We start from the raw sequence: 20,811 nt of genomic DNA, 5'->3' as shown, positions 1-20,811 counted from the left end.
TCGCGCCGGGCAATAAAAAACGCCGCGCCGATGACTCGGCGCGGCGTCTTCGCGGCAGGCTGCACCGCGTTTTACGTCGAACGGCTTCCCGATCAGCCCAGCAGCGACTTCATCGCCGAACCGAGGTCCGCCGGCGAACGCACGGTCTTCACGCCGGCCGCTTCGAGCGCCTTGAACTTCTCGTCCGCCGTGCCCTTGCCGCCGGCGATGATCGCGCCCGCGTGGCCCATGCGCTTGCCGGCAGGAGCCGTCACGCCGGCGATGTAGGCCACCACCGGCTTCTTCACGCTGGCCTTGATGTACTCGGCCGCTTCTTCTTCCGAAGAACCGCCGATCTCGCCGACCATGATGATGCCGGCGGTCTCGGGATCGGCTTCGAACAGCTTGATCACGTCGATGAAGCCCATGCCGCGGACCGGGTCGCCGCCGATGCCGACGCAGGTGCTCTGGCCCAGGCCGTTCTGCGTGGTCTGGTGCACGGTCTCGTAGGTCAGCGTGCCCGAACGCGACACGATGCCGATCTTGCCGGGCTTGTGGATGTGCCCCGGCATGATGCCGATCTTGCACTGCCCCGGCGTGATGACGCCGGGGCAGTTCGGACCGACCAGCACGGTGTTCGGGTAGTCCGCACGCAGCGCCGCCTTGACCTTGATCATGTCGTTCACGGGAATGCCTTCCGTGATGCAGATGACCACGCGGATGCCTGCGTCGGCCGCCTCGAGGATCGCGTCGGCGGCGCCGGGGGCGGGCACGTAGATCATCGTGGCGTCGGCGCCGGTGGCCTTCACCGCGTCGTGCGCGGTGTTGAACACGGGCAGGTTCAGGTGCTTGCCGCCGCCCTTGCCGGGCGACACGCCACCCACCATCTGGGTGCCGTACTCGATGGCCTTTTCCGAGTGGAAGGTGCCCTGCTTGCCGGTGAAGCCCTGGCAGATGACCTTGGTGTTCTTGTCGATCAGGATGGACATGTGATTACTTTCCCTGGGCCAGCTTGACGACGGTCTGGGCCGCCTCGGTGAGATCGGACACCGGCGTAATCGCCAGGCCCGAGTCGCGCAGCAGCTGCTGTCCCTTTTCCATGTTGGTGCCCTGCAGGCGCGCCACGACCGGCAGCTTCAGGCCAGTCTGCTTGCAGGCGGTGATGATGCCTTCGGCGATCAGGTCGCACTTCACGATGCCGCCGAAGATGTTGATGAAGATCGCCTTCACCTCGGGGCTCGCGGTGATGAGCTTGAACGCCTCGGTCACCTTCTCCGCCGTGGTGCCGCCACCGACGTCGAGGAAGTTCGCCGGCTGGCCGCCGTGGAGCTTCACGATGTCCATCGTCGCCATCGCAAGACCGGCGCCGTTGACCATGCAGCCGATGTTGCCTTCGAGCGTGACGTAGTTGAGGTCGTACTTGGCGGCAGCGCGCTCGCGCTCGTCTTCCTGCGCGGGATCGCGCTGGTTGGCGATCTCCTTCTGACGGAACAGGGCGTTCTCGTCGAAGTTGAGCTTGCCGTCGAGCGTGAACAGATTGCCCTCGGCGGTGACGATCAAGGGGTTCACCTCGACCATGCTGGCATCGCACTCGGTCAGCACGCGGTACAGGCCGAGCAGCAGCTTGGTGAACTGGTCGGTCTGTTCCTTCGTCAGATCCATGAAGAAGCCGAGTTCGCGCGCCTGGTAGGGCTGCAGGCCGGCGGCCGGATTGACGTAGATGTGCTTGATCTTCTCGGGGGTGTGCTCGGCGACTTCCTCGATGTCCATGCCGCCGGCAGCGGAGGCCATGAACACGATCCGCTCGCGCGTCCGGTCCACCAGGCCCGACACGTACAGCTCGCGGGCGATGTTGGAGGGCTTCTCGACCCAGACCGAATTGATCGGCAGGCCCTTGGCGTCGGTCTGCTTGGTGACCAGGCGCTTGCCGAGCATGCCCTTGGCCGCTTCTTCGGCCGCGTCCGGACCGGTCACGAGCTTGACGCCCCCGGCCTTGCCGCGGCCGCCGGCGTGGACCTGGGCCTTGACCACGACCTTTTCGGTACCGAGCGCCTTGGCGGCGGCACGTGCGGCCTCCGGGCTCTCGGCGAGGATGCCTTCAGGCACCGGGATGCCGAAGCGCGCGAAGAGCGCCTTGGCTTGGTATTCGTGCAGATTCATGCTGCCCCCTGGGCGACGTAATGGGTCCCGAGCCCGCGGCGTTGCGTTCGGGGCGGGAATTCTCCCCTAGTCCATGCGGCGCTGCAAAAGAGTCGTATGCAGATCGGTGCGCGCAGGGTGCACAAATTCCCGGCGCGGAAAATTCCTGCCACGAGCAGGGGGCCGGTATCATCGGCCGCTGAACTCCGGAAAGTCCCATGTCCAAGCTGATCCAGTTCGTCCTGCTCGGTGCCGCCATCTGGTTCGGGCTGCGGCTGTACCGGCAGTGGAAGCTCAACCAGGATCGGGTCGACTCGCCGCGCGGCCAGGAACGCTTCGAGCGGATGGTCCGGTGCTCGACCTGCGGCGTTCACCTGCCCGCCTCCGCCGTGTCCGCCAACGGCCAGTGCGGCAAGTGCAGCAACTGAGCGTTTCCGCCTCGCCGTCCCGGCGGAAGGTCGTATTCGATCTGGCTACCCCGGACGACTGGCGCGTCCTGCGGCTGCTGTCGTTCTACCGCCTGGCCCTGGTCGGCATCCTGCTCGCGCTGCTCGCGGCGGATTACACGCCGCAGGTGCTGTCCGCGATCAAGCCCGAGTGGTACCGCTGGACCTGCCAGGGCTATGCCGCTGCGGCCTTGTTCCTGACCTGGCTGGTGCAGAGCCAGGCGCCGCGTATCGGCGTGCAGGCGCACCTGAATTTCCTCGTGGACCTGCTGGCGACCGCCACGCTGGTCTATGCCAGCGGCGGGGTCGACGACGGCCTGGGTACCCTGCTTCTGATTCCCGCGGTGGTCTGCGCACTGGTGCTGACGCCGCGCATGGCGGTGTTGCAGGCCGCGGTCGGCACCCTGGGCATGTTCGGCGAGGAAATCGTGCGCCAGTACAGCCATCCGCTCGACGCCGCCGCGTTCACCTCGACCGGGGTGCTGGGCCTGATCCTGTTCGGTACCTCGATCGCCGCCAACACGGTGGCGCAGCGGGCGCGCAAGAGCGAGGCACTGGCCTCGCGCATGGGCAGCGAGTTCGCCAACCTGTCCCGGCTCAACGAGGTCATCCTCGAGTCGATGCATACCGGCGTGCTGGTGCTCGACGACAACCTGCGCATCGGCAACCTCAATGCCGCGGCGCGCGAACTGATCCGCACGACCAGCCGCGCGGAAGGCCGGACGCTCGAACTCGAATCCCCGGCCCTCGCCGAGCGCCTGCGCTGGTGGCTGGTGTCGAAGGAATCCGACGACGCGCCGATGTCGCTGGGCACGAACCTGCCGGAGGTCATCGCCCGCATCTCCCGACTCGGGACCAGCGCGCAGGCACCGATCATGGTGCTGCTCGAGGACGCCTCGCGGCTGCGCGAGCAGGCCCAGCAGATCAAGCTCGCCGCGCTGGGGCGGCTGTCGGCGAGCATCGCGCACGAGATCCGCAACCCGCTCTCCGCGATCAGCCATGCGGGTCAGCTGCTGTACGAGGCGCCGGACATCAGCCCGGAAAACCGCCGGCTGCTGGCGATGATCCATCGCCACAGCGACCGCATCGACAAGATCGTCGGGGACATCATGTCGCTGTCGCGCCGCGAAGCCGCGCAGCCGCTGGTCATCCCGCTGGCGCTGTGGCTCGAGGACACGGTGACCCTGTACAGCGAGGGCCACGGCAAGACCCAGCGGCCGATCGAACTGGCCGAGATCTCCAAGTCGATTCGCGTGCACTTCGACCCGCGGCACCTGCAGCAATTGATGTTCAATCTCTGGGACAACGCCTTTCGTCACGGGGCGCGCGAGGGCACGGCGATCACGGTGCGGGTCAGCGCCGGGGTCGAGCGCGGCGGGCGTCCCTGGCTGGATGTGTCGGACAATGGGCCGGGCATCGCGCCTGAAGTGCTCGACAAGATCTTCGAACCCTTCTTCACCACCTCGCACGGCGGCACGGGGCTGGGTCTTTACCTCGCCCGCGAGTTGTGCGAATTCAATCAGGCACGCATGAGCTATCAGCGCCGTCCGGTCGGCGCCTGCTTTCGTGTCAGCTTCGCCGTCGGCCACGGGGGAATGGAATGAGCAAGTCCGCATCCGGCACGTCCGCGCCCCTCGCGCTGATCGTGGACGATGAGTCGGATATCCGGGAGCTCCTCGAGATCACGCTCTCGCGGATGGGCATCAAGTGCTGCGCGGCGGCGGACCTCGCGGAGGCGCGCCAGTGGCTCAAGGAGCGCACCTTCGATTTCTGCATCACCGACATGCGCCTGCCGGACGGCAATGGGATCGACCTCGTGCGTCTGGTGCAGTCCGAGCACAGCCGGTTGCCGATCGCGGTGATCACGGCGCACGGCAACGCGCAGGCGGCAGTGGAAAGCCTGAAGGCCGGTGCGTTCGACTTCGTCTCCAAGCCGGTGGACCTGCGCGTGCTGCGCAAGCTCGTGGAGACGGCGCTGCAGATGGGCGAGGCGGCAGCGAGCGAACCCGAGGTCAAGGACGGCGGGCTGCTGGGTGCGCACGAGTCGGTGGTCAAGCTGCGCCAGCTGATCGAGCGCCTCGCGCGAAGCCAGGCGCCGGTGCACATCCACGGCGAATCCGGAACCGGCAAGGAACTGGTGGCGCGCCTGATCCACGACCAGTCGCCGCGCGCAGCAGCCCCGTTCGTGCCGGTCAATTGCGGAGCGATTCCGTCCGAACTGATGGAGAGTGAGTTCTTCGGGCATCTGAAAGGCTCGTTCACCGGCGCGATGCGTGACAAGGGCGGCTTGTTCCAGGCCGCGGAAGGAGGAACGCTGTTCCTCGACGAGATCGCGGATCTGCCGCTGCACATGCAGGTCAAGCTGCTGCGCGCGATCCAGGAGCGCGCGATCCGGCCGGTGGGCGCCGAGGCCGAGATCCACGTCAACGTGCGATTGATTTCGGCCACGCACAAGAATCTCGTCGATCTGGTCGCCAGGGGCGCGTTCCGCCAGGACCTCTATTACCGGGTCAATGTCATCGAGGTGCGTACGCCGCCGCTGCGCTCGCGCGGCGCGGACATCCCGATGCTCGCCGACCACATGCTGGTGCGCCTGTGCAAGGCCACCGGTGTCGCCAAGGTGCCCAAGCTCGATGAAGGCGCGCAGCGCCTGCTGCTGAGCTACGAATTTCCGGGCAACGTGCGCGAGCTGGAGAACATGCTCGAGCGTGCGCTGACGTTGTGCGACGGCGAGGTGATCTCGGCCGACGATCTGCAACTTCGAAACATCGCGCCGGTCTCTGACGCGCACGCTGCAGTTTCAGATCCGCACGCGGCCACGCCGGCGCCCTCCGCGGCGGTGAACACCGCTTCGGGTCTGGACGATCGCGTCGAGGAGCTGGAGCGGCAGGCGATCCGGGATGCGCTGGAAAAGACGCGCTACAACAAGACGAAGGCGGCGGCCCTGCTGGGGCTGACGTTCCGCCAGCTACGGTACAAGGTGAAGAAGCTCAACCTGGAGTAGGAATGGCGCCTGACGCCTTCAAATCGGTGCGTGGCGCCGGCCATATTTGTGCGGCCGTTCTGTTGGTGGTCCTCGCAGCCTGCGGGGAACCCGCCACGCAATCGGGCGCTCCGGTGGCGAGCCCTGCGACCCACGCTGCGACGGCGCAGCCCGCATCCGCCCGCCCGTTGCGGGAGCTGATGGACCAGACCTGGCAGCGCCGGCTGGCGCGCAGTCCGATCCTGGCGACCTACCTGGGGGACGCGCGGTACAACGACCGCTGGGACGATCTGAGCCCCAAGGCGATCGAGACGGACGAGGCGGAGGATCGGGCGGCGCTGACGCGGCTTGTCGCCATCGATCGCGCGCAGCTGTCGGCGGCCGAGCAGCTCGACTACGACCTGTTCAAGCGCGATCTGGAGGACCGGATCGAGGGCCAGGCCTTCAAGTCCGACCTGATGCCGATCAACCAGCTCGACGGCGTCCAGCTCATCGCGCAGATCATCGAATTCACGCCGTTCGAATCGATGAAGGATTACGAGAACTGGCTGTCGCGGCTGCAGAGCTTCGACACGCTGGTGGACCAGACGATCTCGCTGATGCGCGAGGGCATGACGCAGAAGCGCATGTGGCCGCGCATCGTCATGGAGCGCGTGCCGCCGCAGATCGCGCCGCAGTTGGTGACCAAGGCCGAGGACAGTCCGTTCTACGCGCCGTTCAAGACCTACCCGGCTTCGGTGGCGCAGGAGGTGCGCACGCAGCTCGACCTCGGCGCGCAGTCGGCGGTTCTCGAGACGGTCGTGCCGGCGCTGCGCAGGCTCAACGACTTTCTGGTCAAGGAATACATTCCGGCCTGCCCGGACCGGGACATGGGCCTCTCGGCGCAGCCGCAGGGCGCCGAGTTCTATGCCTGGCTGGTGCGACACCACACCGGCAGCGCGCTGACGCCGGACCAGATCCACGATTTGGGCCTGGCCGAGGTCGCACGCATCCAGGCGGAGATGACGGCGGTGATGCGCGCCGCCGGGCACACGGGCAGCGCGGCGCGATTCAAGGAGAAGCTGTCCTGGAATCCGCGCTACCAGTACCGCGATCGGGCGGTGCTGCTGGATGCCTATCGCGCGCTGGCCAAGCGGATCGATCCGGAGCTGCCCAAGCTGTTCGGCAAGCTGCCGCGCACGCCCTATGGGGTGCGCGCGGTGCCCGACCTGTCGGCCGCCGCGGCTCCCGCCGCGTACTACTACCCACCGTCGGCCGACGGGTCGCGGGCCGGCTATTTCTACGCCAACACCTGGAAGCCCGAAGCGCGGGCGGGCTGGGAGATGGAGGCGCTGACCGCGCACGAGTCGGTGCCCGGCCACCACCTGCAGATGGCGCTGGCCAACGAACTCGCCGACGTGCCGGATTACCGGAAGTACGGGCTCGAGCTGACCGCGTTCGTCGAAGGCTGGGGCCTGTACGCCGAATCGCTGGGCGGCGAACTGGGGCTCTACCAGGACGCGGGCTCGCGATTCGGGCGGCTCAATTTCGAGATGCGCCGTGCGGTGCGCCTGGTGGTCGACACCGGCCTGCATGCGAAGGGTTGGACCCGCAAGAAGGCGCGCGAGTACTTCGCGGCCAACGCTCAGATGTCGGACGAGGAGATCGCGGTCGAGGTGGATCGCTATATCGCGATGCCGGCGCAGGCCTTGGCCTACAAGATCGGCGAGCTCAAGATCCAGGAACTGCGCAAGCGCGCGCAGGACAAGCTCCGCAAGCGCTTCGACATCCGGGGGTTCCACGACACGGTGCTGGGCAGCGGGCCGCTGCCGCTGGACCTGCTCGAGCGCAACGTGGACGCCTGGATCGCGAGCCAGCCCGCGCCGTAGCCCGGACGAAGTCCGGGAGCTTTTTCGGTGCTTTGCGAGGCGGGATCCCGGACTTCGTCCGGGCTACGGTGATGAGTGAGCCGCGAGTTGATCGCGGCCCAGGCCCCGATCAGCTCGGGTTGTACACCAGGATGGAACGGCCCTGGCTGGCGATCATTCCGTCCTCTTCGAGCTTCTTGAGCACGCGCCCGGCCATCTCGCGGGAGCAGCCCACGATGCGCGCCAGCTCCTGGCGGCTGGTCTTGATCACGGTGCCTTTCGGGTTCAGCGTCGCGTCGGGCTTGCGGCACAGCTCGAGCAGTTCGTGCGCCAGCCGGCCGGCGACGTCGAGGAAGGCGAGGTCACGCAGGCGGCGGCTGGTGTCGCGCAGGCGCGCGGCGAGCTGTCCGGCGACCTCGAGCATGATGTCCGGCTGCTTGCGGACGAACTCGCGGAACGTGCTCAGCTCCATCTCGGCAACCAGGATCGGCGTACGCGAACGCACGATGGCGGTGCGGGTGCGCTGCTCGGGGAACAAGCACATCTCGCCGAAGAATTCGCCCGGATTCAGGTAGGCCAATACCATTTCACGTTCGCCTTCCTTGGTCAGCACGCTGACCGAACCTTCCACGATCAGGTACAGCGAGCGCGGTTCGTCGCCAGCATTCAGAATATTGTGCTTGGGGCCGAAGCTTCGCTTGCGCGAAAAATCGACGAACTCCTTTACGGCCGGCTTGTGAAACATCCCCACCCCCGTAGCCTGCAGCTTGTGCCTTGATTTCACTGAAACTAGCACAATTGTCCGGCGATCAAGAAAACCCTTCGGAACGAAAATCATGCAGGCGCGTATCAAGTGGGTCGAAAACGCAGCGTTCGTCGGCGAAACCGGTAGCAGCCACGCGGTGGTCATCGACGGGCCAGCCGAAATCGGCGGCCGCAACCTGGGTGCGCGGCCCATGGAACTGATGCTGCTCTCGGTGGGCTCCTGCTCGGCGGTGGACGTGATCCACATCCTGAAGAAAGCCCGGCAGCCGGTGAAGGACTGCTACGTCGAGGTCGAAGGGACGCGCGCCGACACGGAACCCAAGGTGTTCACCGACATCCATCTCAAGTTCGTCATCAGCGGGGACGGGCTGAGCGAGAACCAGGTCAAGCGGGCTGTGGACCTGTCGGCGGACAAGTACTGCTCGGCTTCGATCATGCTCAAAAGGGGCGGTGTGAACGTGACGCACTCGTTCGAGATCCGTCCGGTGGCGTGATCCCGCTGGGCATTGCGCACGAACGTCACGAACCTCGTCCATAATTCGGCGTTGAAACGCCCCGGACGCACGGGGCGTGCTGCGCTTTAGTCGACGCCGGAGACCCGATTGGCCAAACCCACCAGCAATCCCAAGCTCAAGCTGCTCGGGTTCAACAACCTGACGAAGTCGTTGTCGTTCAACATCTACGACATCTGCTACGCCCGCAGCGCGGAGCACACCCGCGAGTACATCGAGTACATCGACGAGGCGTACAACGCCGAGCGACTGACCGCGATCCTGACGGAGGTGGCCGACATCATCGGCGCCAACATCCTGAACGTCGCGCGCCAGGACTACGATCCGCAGGGTGCGAGCGTCACGATGCTGATCTCGGAAGGCCATCTCGATGGCCTGCCGACGCCGAGCGCGAAGAAGAAATCGGTGGTGTCGCACCTGGACAAGAGCCACATCACGGTCCACACCTATCCGGAAACCCATCCGGACTCGGGCATCAGCACCTTCCGCGCAGACATCGACGTGTCCACCTGCGGCAAGATTTCGCCGTTGAAAGCGCTGAACTACCTGATCAAGAGCTTCGAGAGCGACATCGTGGTGATGGACTACCGCGTGCGCGGCTTCACCCGCAACGTGCGCGGCATGAAGCACTTCATCGACCACCAGATCGACTCGATCCAGAACTTCATCTCGCGTGGCATCCGCGACCGCTACGACATGGTCGACGTGAACGTCTACCAGGAGAGCATTTTCCATACGAAGATGCGGCTCAAGGAACTGGACCTCGACACGTACCTGTTCGGTGAGGGCGTCTCCGAACTGCCTCCGCGCGAAGCCAAGCGCATCCGCGATCGCGTCAACCACGAGATCATGGAAGTCTTCTACGGGCGGAACATCCAGCGCTGAGGGCGGCGGCGGTGTGACCTGCTGCGCGATGGCCGGTCGCGCAGACGCAGGGGTTTTCCTATGATCGGGCTTGCCGTCGGGGAGGATGGATGAGCAAGTTCCTTCGTGTGCTTCAAAAAGCGGGGCTGGTCGAAGCCGATGCCGCTGTCGACGTGCCCGCCAGCCTCGAATCCGAAGTGCTGGCCGAAGTGCCCTTGGAGGGATCGGCACCCGAGCCTTCGGTGCCCTCTACGGCCGTGCTCTCGGAGTCCGAGAGCCGGATCGAGGAAAGCCGCTCCTTCGAGGTCCTCTACGCCGAGCGTGGCGTTCCTTCGTCGCCGTTCCCCGCCGAGAAGCTGCTCAAGCTGCTGGACGGCCTGCGGGCGATGGACCCGCCGGTGCGCAAGGCGGCCGTGCTGGCGATGGACGCCGCCGACGACAACTGGACCATCGACGACGCGGCGCTGGACGCCAGCCGCAAGATCAAGGCGCTGAACGACACCAAGGCGCTGCTGGTGCAGCAGGCGGCGAGCCAGGCGGCGCATGCGCAGGAGCGTCTGAAGGCGCGCGAGCAGCGGCAGGCCGACGCACTGGCCGCGATCCGCCAGCAGATCGGCGATCTCGAGGCCCTGATGCAGCGCGAAGTCGAGAAGGCGACCGCCGAGAAGGCGGCGCTGGGCGCCGAGGTGAAATCGGCGCAGGAGGCCTCGATGCGCGAGTCCGCCCGCCTCGACACCGAGATCGTGCGTCTTCAGGAAGTTCTCGACACCTTCGTTGCGCCGGCCGCAGCTCCGGCCGCGCCCCGTTCTTCTTAAATCCCGCCGTACCCCGAGGATTCGACCATGGCACGCCTGACTCCCCTCGCTAAAGGGCTCATCACGATCACGATCCTGGGCGGGGCCGCCGCGGCGGTCTGGCATCTCGGGTTGAAGGACATGCTGGCCGGCCAGCAGGGCGGGGCACCCATCGAGGAAAAGGCATCGAAGTGGCCCTCCTTCGGCGGCGGCAACTCCGATTCGGACAAGGCCAGCGAGTCGGCGACCGCGGCACCGGAGCGCAAGTCGGGCAAGGTGTCCGGGCCTCTGGGCTCCGAGGGCAATCCGCTGAAGGTGAGCATCGTCAGCTTCCACGGTTATGCGCCGGCGATCGTCGCCAACGGCAAATCGCTCAAGACCCAGTCGGGTTCGATCTACGACAAGGAAGGGCTCAATCTCGAACTGATCGTCCAGGACGACATCCCCACGCTGACGACGATCTTCGAATCCGGCACCGCGCACTGCGCGTGGCGCACCTCGGATTTCTGGGCGCAGGAACAGCCGAACCTGCGCAACGCCGGCCATGACGGCCGCGCCGTGATGATCGTCGACAACACGCAGGGCGGCGACGCGATCATCGCGCGCGATCCGTCGATCCAGCGCGTCGAGGATCTCGCCGGCAAGAGCGTGGCGCTGCTGCAGTACACGCCCAGCGACGGCATGACGATCGACGCTGTCGACAATTCCTCGCTGACCGCGCGCAAGAAGGCGACGGTCAAGTACGTCTACATCAACGCCGAGGAAGGCACGGCTGGCGTACGCGCTGCGCTGGAGAGCGGCAACGTCGACGCGGCCGCGCTGTGGGATCCGGATCTCGCGCTGGCGCTGAAGAAGATTCCGGGTGCGCACGTCGTCTACTCGACCAAGACTGCCACCAACCTGATCTATGACGTGATGGTCTGCGACCAGCGCGCACTGTCCAAGACCGAGAACGTGCCGGCATTCCAGGCTTTCGTCGGTGGCTGGATGAAGGGCGTCGAAGCCTCGCGGGCCAACCCGGACGATGCGGTCGATGCACTGGTCAAGACCGAGGAGTTCTTCTCGCTGCTGGCCAAGGACGAAGGAAAGCCGTTCGTGAAATCGCTGTTCTCGAACGTGGTGTGGACGGGCCTGGACGACAACGCCCGCATCCTGGGCCTGGCTGGCGCCACCAATCACTACGAGCGCGTGTACCGCCGCTTCGACGGCATCTACCGTGCCGCGGGCGCGCTGGCGAATCCCGCTTCGCCGGTGATCAACCCGCAGGACTCGTTCGACTACCGCTTCATCAAGAGCCTGCTCTCGCAGAACCAGGCCGCGCAGAAGGCGGCCGAGAAGCCGGAGTTCACGTTCACCGAGACCCAGCGTGAAGCGGCCGCGCAGACCGCGCCGCAGGTGACCAAGCCGGTCACCGTCGGCTTCCCGACCGGTGCGGCGTCGCTGAACAAGCGCGCCGAGAAGACCATCGACGAAGAGATGGTGCCCTTCATCGAGAACAACGGGTCGGCTTATTTCGAGGTCTCCGGCAACACCGATTCGACCGGCGCACACGACAACAACATGCGCCTGTCGCAGGCGCGCGCGCAGGCCGTCGTCGACTACCTGGTCAAGCAGTGGGACTTCCCGGCCGAGCGCTTCAAGGTCGTGGGCCACGGGCCGGATCGCCCGATCTGCGACGAGCGCAATCCGGGTGGCGAGAACCTGACGCTCGAGGATTGCCGCGCGACGAACCGCACGACGCGCGTCGCCGTGTTCACGCGCTGAAGACCTGGCTCCGATGTCGGACGATCGCAGTCTCTGGAATCCGTACACGCCGCTGAGCCCTGGCCTGCGCCGCGGGCTCGGAATCGGCAGCGTGCTGCTGGTCCTGGGCATCTGGGCCGTGGCGGCCGCGCTCGCGCTGGTCGGGCCCAACAAGCTGCCGGCGCCGTGGAAAGTGGCCGAGGCTTTCGTCTATTTGGCCTGGGATGCCGAGAATCAGCGCAGCCTGCTGCTGACCGCGACGATGTGGTCGGTCGGCCGCATCCTGTCGGCGTTCGTGCTGACCCTGCTGATCGGCATTCCGATCGGCGTGATCATGGGGGCCAGTCCGCGCATCAACGCCGTGCTGTCGCCGCTGATCGATCCGTTCCGGTCGGCGCCGGTGGTCGCGCTGCTGCCGATCATGGTGATGTGGTTCGGCATCGGCGAGTCGATGAAGGTCGTGTTCCTGTTCATCGGCGCGGTGGTGTACCTGATTCCGATGGTGCGCGACGCGATGCAGGCGGTGCCGCAATCGCACTGGATCGCCGCGCGCGATCTCGGCGCCACGCCCTGGGAATCGGTGCGCCTCGCGGTGCTGCCGATGGCGATGCCGCGCATCGCCGACGGCGTGATCGTCGCGACCTCCGTGATGTGGACCTATATCACCGTGGCCGAATACGTGAATGCGCGCGAAGGCCTGGGCCAGCTCATCCAGAACGCGCGGCGCTTCTCGGCGATGGACCAGGTGTTCGCCGGCATCATCGTGATCATCGCGCTGGCGCTGATCACCTATCAGCTGATGCAGATGATCAAGCGCAAGCTGTTCCCCTGGGAGACGCAGCAGTGATCGCGCGTACGACCCTCTTCACCGGACGCGATCACGCATGAGCATCTCGGTCGAGATCAAGGACATCGTCCAGGAATATCCGAAGCCGGACGGCAAGGGCGTCACGCGCGTCTGCGACAAGATCAGCCTGGCGTTCGACGAGCCCGGGATCAACATGCTGCTCGGGCCGTCGGGCTGCGGAAAATCCACGATTCTTCGAATGATGGGTGGCGTGCGCCCGATCGGTGTACCGACGCCCACGTCCGGCACGGTGCTGATCGACGGCAAGCCCTGCGACGGCGCGCACGACGATGCGGCGATGGTGTTCCAGCGCTACTCGAACCGGCCGGACCTGACGGTACGCGAGAACGTGGCCTTCCCCTTCCGCATGAAGCTGTGGAAGAAGAAGGTCCCCAAGGCCGAGTCGGAAAAGCGCATCACTGACATCCTTGCGGCCGTAGGACTGGCGGACAAGCATGACCTGCTGCCGGCACAGCTCTCGGGCGGTCAGAACCAGCGCGTGGCGCTGGCGCGCGCGCTGGTTCTGCGTCCGCGGATCCTGCTGATGGACGAGCCGTTCTCCGCGCTCGATGCGCAGATCCGCCAGGAGATGCAGGCCCTGCTGGTGAAGCTCTACGAGATGCAGCCCTGCCTGATTGTGTTCGTCACGCACGACGTGACCGAGGCGCTGACGCTGGGCGACCGCGTGATCACGCTGTCGACGCAGCCTGCGCGTGTAGCGGACGACTTTCGCATCACCGAGCCGCGTCCGCGTTCGGCCATCTGGGCCCGCTCGACCGAGGCGGTGAAGATGGAAGAGCGCATCCTCAACATCCTGCACGCGGCAAACCCGGGTCGCGGCGAGCTGACCGTCACGGTGTGATGTCGGACGAGCCCAAAACCTGGCATCGCGGTCTGGACGAGGACAAGCCCTCGTACGTCGGCGAGATGCTCAAGACGCAGACCAACGTCACGGCGGGCCTCGCGGCGCTCGCGACGGCTGCCGTCGCGGCGATTCCACTGGGGCTGGCGGGCGCTGCGATTCCGCTGGTGCTGTTCGGTGCGGGCGAAGCCATCGCATCGATGTTCGTGCCCTCGTCGCAGACCTTCCGCAATCTGATCGACCGTCGCATCCGCGCGAAGAAGCGCGCTGCCTTCGTCGAGCATCTGCGCAAGCAGATCGAACGGCTGGCGATGCGTGACGACGACAACTGGGGCGTCTACCAGCGGATGCTCGATCGCGTGGCCTCTATCCAGGATCTGCGCAAGCATCGCAAGGACGTGATCACGGAGCGCGACCTCGAGCGTCTCGAAGACGCGGCGATGGATTATCTCTCGCTGTGGCTCACGCAACTGTCGATCAGCGACCGCCTCGATTCGCTAGGCAGCAAGGGTCTGAACAAGCAGCACTACCAGACCGAGGAACGTCTGAAGAAGAATCCGGACGACGTGACCTTGCGCAAGGCCAAGGCCGACCTCGACGAACTGGTCAAGCGTGCCGAGCGCCTGGCGCGGCGCAAGACCGTGGTCGATGCCGCGATGATCGGGTTGCCGGACGCGGTGGAAGAGATCTACACCGCGGCCATCACGTCGCCGACGGCGGGCGATGTGGCCTCGCGTTTGCAAGAGGCGGTGGATCGCCTTCACATCGACGCGGAGCTGGACTCCAAGCTCGATGCCGAAATGGGCGACATTCCGCTGCGACTCGCGTCGCGGCCGGCAACTGCCACGAAGCACTGACGAGGCCGCGCCACCATGACCGTCAACGTCGCCACCGCGATCACCATCGAAGAACTCAAGGGACTTTCCAGTTTCGACGCCGCCGAAGCGCGCGTGCGCGAGGCGCTGACCTCGTCGCTGCGTGACCCCGAAGGTTTCGTACGTTTTTTTGGCCGCTATACGAGCTGGAACGGCTTCTTCGGCTCCGCGGTCGCGACGCTGGCCGGCAAGCTGGGCCGCTGCCGCGGCCTGTTCCTCGACCCGCAGCAGCCGGTCCAGCAACTGGCGGATCGCAGCGTCTATGTCGCCAGCTTCTTCTTCGACGCCGCGCGCGACGAGTTCGACGATCGCGACACCGTGCATCGGGACACGCATCGCTGCCTGGCGCAGTCCACGCTCAAGGGACTGATCGACTGGTACGCCGGCCGAGGCGTCGATGCGTTCAAGGACACGAACGCGCTGAACGAATTGCTGCGCGAGCCGATGTGGCTGCGCACGCTCAATGCGCAGGTTGCGCACGGATATGGTGCGGGTACGCCGGATGATCTTCCGGCTGCGTTCCGCAGCATGGGCTACCACCTGGGATCCGAGCTGCTGGCCGATCAGGAATTTTCGCTGATCGACCAGACGATGCGCGAAGGCGCGCCGGAGATGACCGAGTTCCTGCGTCAGCACAAGGTCAACATCGCCGGCCAGGATCACGTCGCCTACCAGTGGGTGTCGATCCATTCGGGACACGGCGGTGGCGCGGAGGCGGATCATTTCAAGTGGGCCACGCGCGGCGCGCGCCTCGCATTCCGCTACGTGGTACCCGAGCTGCACGACGAGCTGCGTCGCGAGATCCACAAGGGCTTCCGCGCATTCGCGGCGGACCATGAGGAATTCTTCACGCGCGTGAACCAGCCCACCTGAGCCGAGCCACCGGAACGATCGCCCCGTGAGCAAGTACCTCGTGCTGTTCGCGATCGGCTACGCCGCAACGATCGGCCTTTGCGCCCTGCTCGCGCGCATCGTGCCGATAGGTTCGTTCGGGTCGGTCGTGGCTCTGATCGGAGGCGCCTTCGTCGCGATGGGCTGGTTCCTCAGCGACCGGCAGCGACGTCCGACGCGGCAGGAGATGACGGTGCTGGTCGCAGGCTCGCTCGTCGCGAGCCTGCTCGTATCGGCCGTCATGGTGTCGCTGTTCCTGTGGGTCTTCAGCGAACCCGAGCAGACCGCGTTCATGCTCGACGCCTTGCGCGCCACTTCGCTGATGATCTGGGCGCTGGGACTGCTCGTGGTCTGCGCGGTCTCGCTGCTGCTTCTGTATCTGTCGTATGCCGGATACGCAAAGATGTGGGCGCGGCGCCGCACCGCGGCCGCCTGACATCGCCGCGTGCATGATTTGACCGCTTTCAACGAACGACGCTGAGGGACATCGAAATGGCCGACATCAACCTGTTTTCCCGACTGGGCAATCTCTGGAAGGGTTTCATCTCGCTGTGGATCTCGGACGTCGAGAAGAATCATCCCGAGATCGCGTACGAGAACTCGATCATGGGTCTGACGGCCAAGTACGAGAAGCTCAAGTACGCCACCGCCGCGATCATCCGCCGGCGTGACGACATCAGCGGCCGCGTCGACATCGCCTCCAAGGCGCTCGCGCAGGTCACCAGTGATCTGAATGCCGCGATGGCCACCGGCCAGGACGATCTGGCGCTGGTGCTGATCCAGAAGAAGAACGCGCTGGACGCCGAACTCGCCGATCTCACGGGCGAGGCCGGGCAGGCCACTGCCGATGCCGACGATGCCAAGGGTTCGCTGATGGCGGTCAAGAGCGAGATCGGCAAGCTCAAGGCCGAGAAGGACCGCATGCTCGCCAAGATGCAGTCGGCCCAGGCGCGCATCCAGATCCAGAACCAGCTCGAGGGTCTGTCGGTCGATGCCGACGTGCAGGCCCTCGACAAGGTGCGCGAGCACATCAAGACGACGGTCGCGCAGGCCAGTCTGGGCAAGGAACTGCACGAATCGGATCTGGACGTGCGCTTGAAGAAGCTGCAGTCGCAGAGCGGTTCGGTCACCGCCAAGGCGCAGCTCGAGGAAATGAAGCGACAGCGTGCGGCCGCTACGGCGCAGGCTGGTGGCACCAAGCAGATGTGACGCGCGCGCACGCCCCGTGAACGGCAAGACGGTGTCGGTCGCCAAGGACAAGCCGGCGCTGCCCAAGTGGGCCGAGGCCGTGCGGCGCAAGTACCTCGGCGGCGAAGCCTCGATGTTCCTGCTGCACCGGAACGTCTTCGACCGCGTGCTCTACGACGGCAAGTTCTGGGCGCTCGAGGAATTCCTGGCGCGCGTGCTGTTGTGGGACAACAAGGCGCGCATCCTCACCTACGATCCGGCGAGCAAGGTTCGCTTCGTCAAGGGCGGCAGCGAGAAGTCCGAAGAACTGCTCGCCGCGCTCGGCAACGAAGATCCGCTCGCCTATCTCGAAGGTCAGCTTCACGGAAGCGAGCCGACCGCGGTGATCCTGTCGTATGCCGGCAGCATCGTGCCTCCCGGCGACGAGCATTTCCTCTCGCAGGGCGATCGCGTGAACGTGGTGCGCCTGCATCGTTGGTCGCTGTCGGATGCGCTGGCCGAGAAGGACAGCGTCGTGTTCCTGCTGTCCGAATCGCTGGCCGAGGTGCATCCCAAGCTCGTGTCGAATCCGCGGGTCGGTGCGGTGGAAATCCCGCTGCCCGATCGCGAGGCGCGTGCCGCGGTCATCCGGCATGCCGACAAGAACATCGACGACAAGCAGCTCTCGCGTCTGGCCGAGCACACCTCGGGCCTGCGCGCCGTCCAGATCGCGCAGTTCCTGACGCCGAAGGACAGCGGCGGCCTGGGCGATGCGGAGCGCACCGCGCTGATCGTCAGCCTGCTCGGAAACACGGCGGATTCGTCCGCGCGTGCGGCGAAGCTCGCCGGTATCACGCGTGGCATGGACGTCGACGAGATCCGGCACCTGATCAATCCGGATCAGCCGCTGCCCGAGACCGCTGCGCAGGATCCCTACGCCGAGGTGCTGGAGCTGGTGCATCGTCGCAAGCGCGAGATCATCGAGAAGGAATGCGCGGGCCTGATCGAATTCTTCGATTCGAGCCACGGGCTGGACGCGGTGGGCGGGAACGAGGCGATCAAGGCCGAGCTGATGCAGGTGGCCGACGCGGTGAAGTCCGGCGAACGCACCCGCTGTCCGATGGGCATGCTGTTCGTCGGTGCGATGGGCACCGGCAAGACGTTCGTCGCGAAGGCTTTCGTGCACACCTCGGGCCTGTCGGCCGTGACGTTGAAGAACTTCCGCTCGAAGTGGGTCGGTTCCACCGAATCCAACCTCGAGAAGGTGCTCGGCATGGTCAAGGCACTCGGGCCGATCGTGCTGGTCATCGACGAGGGCGACCGCAGTTTCGGCAGTGCGGGCGAGGACGGCGGCGACGACGGCACCTCGTCGCGCGTGATCGCGCGCCTCAAGGAGTTCATGAGCGACACCGACAACCGCGGTGTCGTGCTGTTCGTGCTGATGACCAACCGGCCGGACAAGCTGGACATCGACATCAAGCGCGCCGGGCGTCTGGATCGCAAGATTCCGTTCTTCTACGCGCAGACCGCCGACGAAGTCGAGTTGATCCTGGCGTCGCTGTTCAAGCGCCACAAGCTGGGCACGATCGACTGGCCGACGGCGCGCGAGAAGACCAGCGCGAAGCTCGTCGGATATTCGAACGCCGACCTCGAGGCCGTCACGCTGTTGGCCCTGAATCTTTCGCGCGAGCAGAACCGAGCGGTCGATGCCGATGTCTTTGCACAGGCCATGAGCGACTACATGCCGACGCGCGATCTCGCGATGATCGAGTACATGGATCTGCAGGCCGTGTTCGAGGCCTCGCGTCGCAGCATGCTGCCGGTGAAGTACCAGAACCTTTCGCTGCAAGACCTCCAGGCGCGCCTGCGCGAGCTGAAGGCTGAACTCCGCATCCGCTGATGCGTCACGCATACAGGACGAAGAAACCATGAGCACCGAAGCGACCGAACTCGGCATCAACCACATCCAGGTCATCGTGCGCGCCATGCACGAGGTGGCGAAGCTGGACGGCGTGCACGACGCGGAGGCGGTGATGCTTCGGGAGTTCTACGGCGCCTGCCAGCGTGACACCGGCGCGCTGACCAGCTTCGAGGAACTGGGTCGCGGTCCGTTCGACCTCGACGAGGCCAAGCGCATCCTCGGCACCCCGGACCGCAAGGCCGCCCTGCTGCGCTCCTGCCTGCTGCTGGCCTATGCAGACGGACGTTATTCGACGAACGAGCGCGAGAAGATCCGCGGTTTCGCCGACGCGCTCGGCGTGCCGGCGGCCGCGACGCTGTCGATGGAAGAGTCCGTCGCCGACCAGCTCATGCAGAACATCGCACGCATCAGCAACATCGACGCGTTGCGTGAAGTGGCCGCCGAGACCGCGCGAAAGTAGGAATCGCGCGGCAGTTGGCGCGGATGCTCAGGCATCCGCGCCGAGCTTGAGACCGACCATCCCGGCCAGGATCAGGCTCAGGCTCGTCACCCGCAGGACCGATGCGGCTTCCCCGAACAGCAGGATGCCCGCCACGACGGTGCCCACGGCACCAATACCGGTCCAGATCGCGTAGGCCGCACTGACCGGAATCGAGCGCATCGCGAGCGCGAGCAGCGTCAGGCTGCACAGCATCGCGATTCCTGCGAGCACGGCCATCGGCAAGTGGGAGAGGCCGCGGCTCTGTTTGAGCGCAACGGCGAATACGACTTCCAGCAGGCCGGCCAGGCCCAGGATGATCCAGCTCGTCATGACGACACCTCGCGTTTGGCGCGGGGTCGTCCCCTGGAGTCACTGCGGAATCGGCGCCGGGTCGTCCCGGTGCGCGACGAATTCTAGTTCCGCGATCCGCCGGGTCAAGGCGCGAGGTGCGCGACAGGACGAACGGTGGCGACGGCCGGCAGCGAGATCTCGTCGAGCCGCTCCACCTGGCCCTGATCGCCGAGGAAGCGAACCATCGACTCGACGGTGACCACGGAGTAGCGGCCGGACAGTCGTTCGCCGAGCGGGTGATCGAGGAACGCGACGTTGGCCTTGAACAGGCTCGCGCCGACTCGCTCGAGCGGGCCGACGTCGATGCGGTCCGGGCGATAGCCCCGCGACCGCAGATGCTCCTGCGCCGCGCGACGGCCGAGCGCGAGCCCGTCGGATTCCGCAGCCGCGAGGAATTCGAGCAGCCATCCGTTGGAGTTCTGATAGTCGAGTGCGAACGGGTAGGCGAGCACGCTGTACTTCGGCTGATGCACCGACAGTCCCCGATCGCGAGCGACCTGCGTCAGCAACTGCGCCTGGACGCCGGGCTTCGGGATCACGAGCAGCGCGCGGTACTCGTAGGGATCGTCGAGGAAGAAGTTCGCCAGCCCCTGCGAGTAGAGGTCCGCGGTGTCCTTGCCGCAATGGTTGAGCTTGTGCAGCACCGTCCAGGTGCCGCTGTCCGGATCGCGGAACACGAGCGCCGCGTGGGTGTAGCGCAAGCCGTACTTCGACACGTCCGATCCTGCGCGCGCCACGAGCGCGGCCTGGACGTCATGTCGATCCAGAGCCGCTTGCACCTCCGATCCCAGTTCGAGCGCGCTCTGCATTCCTTGCGCGGTGGTCTGGCTCTCGGTGCAGGGTTGGCCGGCCAGGACAGGGCCGGCCAAGCCCAGCGCGAAGATCGCAATCAGCAGCACGCGGCTCATCGACTGCTCACCGGTTCGGAGAACAGCAGCGCGCGGCCCACTTCGTTGGGAATGAACGCGATGACCTCGCCAGCTTTCGTGAGCAACCAGCCGGCGCCGTGCGCCGTGATCTGCACGGTCTGGCCGACGGCCAGCGAGACGCCGCCCGCGGCTTTCACCGGAAGCAGGATGACGACACGACCGACCTTGGCCGATCCCTTGAGCACGCAGCGTCCGCCCTCGGCGACCCACTGGATGCTCTCGACGACCAGTTCGCTGGTCCCGACGACGGCCGTGACGCTGCCGGCGACGATGCTGGCGGAACCCACCGCGGACAACTCGCTGGCTTCCGACAACGTGCCGCCTGCTTCGGCCTGGCTCACCGGAATGACCAGGCTCAGAGAGAGACCCGCGGCGACTGCGATTGCTTTGTTGAGGACCATGTGATGCTCCTGTG

At 65.9% G+C, this 20,811-nt stretch carries 22 protein-coding genes; 16 read left to right on the top strand and 6 right to left on the bottom strand.

Annotation, left to right across the window (positions count from 1 at the left end; genetic code table 11):
• Positions 1-92 precede the first annotated feature (92 nt).
• Together sucD and sucC are read right to left on the bottom strand one after the other, a co-directional pair.
• Positions 93-968 (bottom strand): succinate--CoA ligase subunit alpha, encoded by an 876-nt coding sequence (sucD, locus tag DFR24_RS12540; RefSeq protein WP_133881759.1) that lies wholly within the window; start codon positions 966-968, stop codon positions 93-95.
• A 4-nt stretch (positions 969-972) separates the two neighbouring features.
• On the bottom strand, positions 973-2,139 hold the full coding sequence (gene sucC, locus DFR24_RS12535) for an ADP-forming succinate--CoA ligase subunit beta (protein WP_133881758.1): 1,167 nt from the start codon (positions 2,137-2,139) through the stop codon (positions 973-975).
• A 197-nt stretch (positions 2,140-2,336) separates the two neighbouring features.
• Between sucC and DFR24_RS24440 the strand changes: the two genes are divergently transcribed.
• The 4 genes from DFR24_RS24440 (at position 2,337) to DFR24_RS12520 (ending at position 7,415) form a co-directional block, all read left to right on the top strand.
• The gene (locus DFR24_RS24440; RefSeq protein ID WP_162851190.1) at positions 2,337-2,546 is read left to right on the top strand and encodes a hypothetical protein; all 210 of its coding nucleotides are present in this window, start codon (positions 2,337-2,339) and stop codon (positions 2,544-2,546) included.
• Positions 2,534-4,168 (top strand): sensor histidine kinase, encoded by a 1,635-nt coding sequence (locus DFR24_RS12530; RefSeq protein WP_162851189.1) that lies wholly within the window; start codon positions 2,534-2,536, stop codon positions 4,166-4,168. The genes DFR24_RS24440 and DFR24_RS12530 overlap by 13 nt, the downstream gene beginning before the upstream one ends.
• The gene (locus DFR24_RS12525) at positions 4,165-5,568 is read left to right on the top strand and encodes a sigma-54-dependent transcriptional regulator (protein WP_133881756.1); all 1,404 of its coding nucleotides are present in this window, start codon (positions 4,165-4,167) and stop codon (positions 5,566-5,568) included. Before DFR24_RS12530 ends, DFR24_RS12525 begins: the two co-directional genes overlap by 4 nt.
• A 179-nt stretch (positions 5,569-5,747) precedes the next feature.
• A complete protein-coding gene (locus DFR24_RS12520; protein WP_162851188.1) occupies positions 5,748-7,415 on the top strand; it encodes a DUF885 domain-containing protein in 1,668 nt (555 codons plus the stop codon).
• 109 nt (positions 7,416-7,524) lie between these two features.
• On the opposite strand, the gene DFR24_RS12515 is transcribed toward DFR24_RS12520, so the two are convergent.
• On the bottom strand, positions 7,525-8,139 hold the full coding sequence (locus DFR24_RS12515) for a cyclic nucleotide-binding domain-containing protein (RefSeq protein ID WP_133881754.1): 615 nt from the start codon (positions 8,137-8,139) through the stop codon (positions 7,525-7,527).
• Positions 8,140-8,230: 91 nt separating this feature from the next.
• Here DFR24_RS12515 and DFR24_RS12510 point away from each other — a divergent pair, with 91 nt between their 5' ends.
• The 12 genes from DFR24_RS12510 (at position 8,231) to DFR24_RS12455 (ending at position 19,095) form a co-directional block, all read left to right on the top strand.
• A complete protein-coding gene (locus tag DFR24_RS12510; protein WP_133881753.1) occupies positions 8,231-8,653 on the top strand; it encodes an OsmC family protein in 423 nt (140 codons plus the stop codon).
• 108 nt (positions 8,654-8,761) lie between these two features.
• Entirely contained in the window at positions 8,762-9,556 is a 795-nt protein-coding gene (speD, locus tag DFR24_RS12505) for an adenosylmethionine decarboxylase (protein WP_133881752.1), read from the top strand.
• An 89-nt stretch (positions 9,557-9,645) separates the two neighbouring features.
• Positions 9,646-10,350, top strand: coding sequence for a hypothetical protein (locus tag DFR24_RS12500; protein WP_133881751.1), 705 nt, complete (start codon positions 9,646-9,648; stop codon positions 10,348-10,350).
• A gap of 27 nt (positions 10,351-10,377) precedes the next feature.
• Positions 10,378-12,093: a phosphate ABC transporter substrate-binding/OmpA family protein gene (locus DFR24_RS12495; protein WP_133881750.1), complete on the top strand. Its 1,716-nt coding sequence runs from the start codon at positions 10,378-10,380 to the stop codon at positions 12,091-12,093.
• Positions 12,094-12,106: 13 nt separating this feature from the next.
• Positions 12,107-12,919, top strand: coding sequence for an ABC transporter permease (locus DFR24_RS12490; RefSeq protein WP_133881749.1), 813 nt, complete (start codon positions 12,107-12,109; stop codon positions 12,917-12,919).
• Between the two features lie 37 nt (positions 12,920-12,956).
• Positions 12,957-13,781, top strand: coding sequence for an ABC transporter ATP-binding protein (locus DFR24_RS12485; RefSeq protein WP_133881748.1), 825 nt, complete (start codon positions 12,957-12,959; stop codon positions 13,779-13,781).
• Positions 13,781-14,638, top strand: a complete 858-nt coding sequence (locus DFR24_RS12480; protein WP_133881747.1) for a hypothetical protein — start codon at positions 13,781-13,783, stop codon at positions 14,636-14,638. The genes DFR24_RS12485 and DFR24_RS12480 overlap by 1 nt, the downstream gene beginning before the upstream one ends.
• 15 nt (positions 14,639-14,653) lie before the next feature.
• Positions 14,654-15,529, top strand: a complete 876-nt coding sequence (locus DFR24_RS12475; RefSeq protein ID WP_133881746.1) for a hypothetical protein — start codon at positions 14,654-14,656, stop codon at positions 15,527-15,529.
• A 25-nt stretch (positions 15,530-15,554) separates the two neighbouring features.
• Positions 15,555-15,983 (top strand): ABZJ_00895 family protein, encoded by a 429-nt coding sequence (locus tag DFR24_RS12470; RefSeq protein WP_133881745.1) that lies wholly within the window; start codon positions 15,555-15,557, stop codon positions 15,981-15,983.
• A 56-nt stretch (positions 15,984-16,039) separates the two neighbouring features.
• Positions 16,040-16,756, top strand: a complete 717-nt coding sequence (locus DFR24_RS12465) for a PspA/IM30 family protein (protein WP_133881744.1) — start codon at positions 16,040-16,042, stop codon at positions 16,754-16,756.
• A gap of 16 nt (positions 16,757-16,772) precedes the next feature.
• Positions 16,773-18,614 (top strand): ATP-binding protein, encoded by a 1,842-nt coding sequence (locus DFR24_RS12460; RefSeq protein ID WP_210772655.1) that lies wholly within the window; start codon positions 16,773-16,775, stop codon positions 18,612-18,614.
• Positions 18,615-18,642: 28 nt separating this feature from the next.
• Entirely contained in the window at positions 18,643-19,095 is a 453-nt protein-coding gene (locus tag DFR24_RS12455; protein ID WP_133881743.1) for a TerB family tellurite resistance protein, read from the top strand.
• Positions 19,096-19,122: 27 nt separating this feature from the next.
• Here DFR24_RS12455 and DFR24_RS12450 read toward each other — a convergent pair whose 3' ends face one another.
• From DFR24_RS12450 to DFR24_RS12440, 3 genes are all read right to left on the bottom strand, one after another.
• Entirely contained in the window at positions 19,123-19,446 is a 324-nt protein-coding gene (locus DFR24_RS12450; protein ID WP_133881742.1) for a DMT family transporter, read from the bottom strand.
• Between the two features lie 104 nt (positions 19,447-19,550).
• Entirely contained in the window at positions 19,551-20,375 is an 825-nt protein-coding gene (locus tag DFR24_RS12445; RefSeq protein WP_133881741.1) for a DUF2145 domain-containing protein, read from the bottom strand.
• Complete coding sequence (locus tag DFR24_RS12440) at positions 20,372-20,797, bottom strand: hypothetical protein (RefSeq protein WP_133881740.1); 426 nt, start codon at positions 20,795-20,797, stop codon at positions 20,372-20,374. The genes DFR24_RS12445 and DFR24_RS12440 overlap by 4 nt, the downstream gene beginning before the upstream one ends.
• Positions 20,798-20,811 lie beyond the last annotated feature (14 nt).

The organism is Panacagrimonas perspica (genome assembly GCF_004364935.1).
Lineage (GTDB): Bacteria > Pseudomonadota > Gammaproteobacteria > Nevskiales > Nevskiaceae > Panacagrimonas > Panacagrimonas perspica.
The sequence above is the reverse complement of the archived record's forward strand: the minus strand, read 5'-3'. Positions and strand labels throughout refer to the sequence as shown.

What these genes read in the sequence shown, in the direction of transcription:
- DFR24_RS12525 (WP_133881756.1), top strand. Translation starts at nt 4,165, where the DNA reads ATGAGCAAGTCCGCATCCGGCACGTCCGCGCCCCTCGCGCTGATCGTG.
- sucD (WP_133881759.1), bottom strand. Translation starts at nt 968, where the DNA reads ATGTCCATCCTGATCGACAAGAACACCAAGGTCATCTGCCAGGGCTTC.
- DFR24_RS12440 (WP_133881740.1), bottom strand. Translation starts at nt 20,797, where the DNA reads ATGGTCCTCAACAAAGCAATCGCAGTCGCCGCGGGTCTCTCTCTGAGC.
- DFR24_RS12520 (WP_162851188.1), top strand. Translation starts at nt 5,748, where the DNA reads ATGGACCAGACCTGGCAGCGCCGGCTGGCGCGCAGTCCGATCCTGGCG.
- DFR24_RS24440 (WP_162851190.1), top strand. Translation starts at nt 2,337, where the DNA reads ATGTCCAAGCTGATCCAGTTCGTCCTGCTCGGTGCCGCCATCTGGTTC.
- DFR24_RS12480 (WP_133881747.1), top strand. Translation starts at nt 13,781, where the DNA reads ATGTCGGACGAGCCCAAAACCTGGCATCGCGGTCTGGACGAGGACAAG.
- DFR24_RS12515 (WP_133881754.1), bottom strand. Translation starts at nt 8,139, where the DNA reads ATGTTTCACAAGCCGGCCGTAAAGGAGTTCGTCGATTTTTCGCGCAAG.
- DFR24_RS12510 (WP_133881753.1), top strand. Translation starts at nt 8,231, where the DNA reads ATGCAGGCGCGTATCAAGTGGGTCGAAAACGCAGCGTTCGTCGGCGAA.
- DFR24_RS12495 (WP_133881750.1), top strand. Translation starts at nt 10,378, where the DNA reads ATGGCACGCCTGACTCCCCTCGCTAAAGGGCTCATCACGATCACGATC.
- DFR24_RS12465 (WP_133881744.1), top strand. Translation starts at nt 16,040, where the DNA reads ATGGCCGACATCAACCTGTTTTCCCGACTGGGCAATCTCTGGAAGGGT.
- DFR24_RS12455 (WP_133881743.1), top strand. Translation starts at nt 18,643, where the DNA reads ATGAGCACCGAAGCGACCGAACTCGGCATCAACCACATCCAGGTCATC.
- DFR24_RS12500 (WP_133881751.1), top strand. Translation starts at nt 9,646, where the DNA reads ATGAGCAAGTTCCTTCGTGTGCTTCAAAAAGCGGGGCTGGTCGAAGCC.
- DFR24_RS12490 (WP_133881749.1), top strand. Translation starts at nt 12,107, where the DNA reads ATGTCGGACGATCGCAGTCTCTGGAATCCGTACACGCCGCTGAGCCCT.
- DFR24_RS12485 (WP_133881748.1), top strand. Translation starts at nt 12,957, where the DNA reads ATGAGCATCTCGGTCGAGATCAAGGACATCGTCCAGGAATATCCGAAG.
- DFR24_RS12445 (WP_133881741.1), bottom strand. Translation starts at nt 20,375, where the DNA reads ATGAGCCGCGTGCTGCTGATTGCGATCTTCGCGCTGGGCTTGGCCGGC.
- sucC (WP_133881758.1), bottom strand. Translation starts at nt 2,139, where the DNA reads ATGAATCTGCACGAATACCAAGCCAAGGCGCTCTTCGCGCGCTTCGGC.
- DFR24_RS12450 (WP_133881742.1), bottom strand. Translation starts at nt 19,446, where the DNA reads ATGACGAGCTGGATCATCCTGGGCCTGGCCGGCCTGCTGGAAGTCGTA.
- DFR24_RS12475 (WP_133881746.1), top strand. Translation starts at nt 14,654, where the DNA reads ATGACCGTCAACGTCGCCACCGCGATCACCATCGAAGAACTCAAGGGA.